Annotated in this window: 2 protein-coding genes; one reads left to right on the plus strand and one right to left on the minus strand. The window is 70.8% G+C overall.

Annotated elements, in window-relative coordinates; translation table 11 throughout:
* The first annotated feature begins 314 nt into the window (after positions 1 to 314).
* Positions 315 to 542 carry a CarD family transcriptional regulator gene (locus tag ACFWY6_RS45245; RefSeq protein WP_135329399.1) on the plus strand — a complete coding sequence of 76 codons (228 nt, stop codon included), beginning with the start codon at positions 315 to 317 and terminating at the stop codon, positions 540 to 542.
* Between the two features lie 85 nt (positions 543 to 627).
* Here the strand turns inward: ACFWY6_RS45245 and ACFWY6_RS45250 are convergent, their stop codons facing one another.
* Complete coding sequence (locus ACFWY6_RS45250) at positions 628 to 1,851, minus strand: TerD family protein (protein WP_384703724.1); 1,224 nt, start codon at positions 1,849 to 1,851, stop codon at positions 628 to 630.
* Positions 1,852 to 1,997: the final 146 nt, after the last annotated feature.

Below are 1,997 nucleotides of genomic sequence, written 5' to 3' on the forward strand. Positions count from 1 at the left end.
GTGCGGCGGGGCAGGCGCCGGGTGTGGGCGGGGTGGTGGTGGGGGGCGGGGGGGGCGGGCCGGGGGCCGGCCCGCCCCGCCCCCCCCCCCGCACCGGATCCGCCGGATTTTCCTGAACGGATGCGACGAGAGATCCGGAAGGGATAAATCGGCGTTGACGGAGTCCCGTGGGGCACAAATGTGCGCGTGGTGCAATGGAGTGGCTACGGACCGCTACGGGGAAGCCGTGTTTGTGTGTCGGTTTGATGCCGATGTGAGGACCGTGTGAGCTCGGAGCATGGTGCGGCGGGCTCCCGGGGGCGCATACTCAGGACATGACGAGGCCCCCCGGTACCCGACGCCACCTGCCGAACAGTCCCTTCAACGTTCCGCCGCCGCCCGCACCGCCCATCGAGCAGTTCGCCGTGGGCGACCGGGTCTCGCACGACCAGTACGGACTCGGACGGATCGTCGGAGTCGAAGGCGAGGAAGCGGTGGTCATCGACTTCGCGGGCCGCCAGGGAAGGTTCCTGAGCCCGTACCCCAAGCTGGCCAAGCTCTGATCCGCTGATCTGCGTACGACGAAGGGGCGGCCGCCAGGAGGAGTAGATCCTCCCGGCTGCCGCCCCTGCGCATTTCCTGCTGTGGCTACAGCGCCTGCGCCGCCGGCTTCACCATGCCGCGCACGGTGCGTGACTTCACGAAATCGCCCATGGCGGTCATTTCCCACTCGCCGGTGAACTGCTTGATCAGCTTGGCCATCATCACGCCCGTCTGCGCCTCGGCGTTGGTGAGGTCGAAGCGGACCAGCTCCTCGCCCGTCGCCGCGTCCAGGAGGCGGCAGTAGGCCTTGGCGACCTGCGTGAACTTCTGGCCGGAGAACGAGTTCACCGTGAAGACGAGACCCGTCACGTCCTGCGGCAGCCGGCCGAGGTCGACGACGATCACCTCGTCGTCACCGCCGCCCTCGCCCGTGAGGTTGTCGCCGGAGTGCTTGATCGCGCCGTTCACGATGGACAGCTTGCCGAAGTAGCAGCTGTCCACGTGGTTGCGCTGCGGGCCGTAGGCGATGACCGAGGCGTCCAGGTCGATGTCCTTGCCGCGGAACGCGGGCTCCCAGCCGAGGCCCATCTTGACCTGCGAGAGCAGCGGCTGGCCGCCCTTGACCAGGGACACCGTCTGGTTCTTCTGCAGGCTGACGCGGCCCTTGTCCAAGTTGATCTTCCCGGCGCCGGGCGCGGGGGCCGCGGGTGCCGCGGCGGGCGCTGCCGGGGCGGCGACACGGGGGTCGGCGACCGGCGGGGGCGGGCCCTGCACGGGGGCGCCGACCGGCGGGGCCATCGGGGCGGGGGCCGGAGCGGCGGCCGGGGCGGGCGCGGGCTCCTCCACCGAAACGCCGAAGTCCGTCGCGATGCCCGCGAGGCCGTTCGAGTACCCCTGGCCGACGGCACGGGCCTTCCACGCGCCGTTGCGCAGGTAGACCTCGATGACCACCAGGGCGGTCTCGCCGCCGAGCTGCGGGGGAGTGAACGTGGCGAGTACGGAGCCGTCGTCGGCGTTGCGGATGGTGGCGGTGGGTTCGATGCCCTGGAAGGTCTGGCCCGCGGCGTCCGGGCTCGCGGTGACGACGATCTTCTCGATGCCGGGGGGCACGGCCGTGGTGTCGACGGTGATCTTGTCGGGCGTCGTGCCGCCGCCCGACTGATAGGTCACGCCGGGGCCCGCGGGCTGGTTGAAGAAGATGAAGTCGTCGTCGGAGCGCACTTTGCCGTCGGCGGTGAGCAGCAGGCCCGACACGTCGAGCCGCCCCGGTGCGGCGACGTCCACCGCTACGCGCGTGGCGGTGAGAGGGATGTTCGAGCCGGGTGTCATAGCGGTCATGCACGGGGTAACGAACATCCCGGCTTTGCCGTTCCCTTACCCGCAGAACTTTTCTCTCTCCACAGCGTCTGCACACGCCCGGGGGGGGGGGGCACGCACAGAGCGGGAGGGCGCCCGCCGCCGAGCGCGCCGCGCGG

The organism is Streptomyces sp. NPDC059037, assembly GCF_042740015.1.
Lineage (GTDB): Bacteria > Actinomycetota > Actinomycetes > Streptomycetales > Streptomycetaceae > Streptomyces.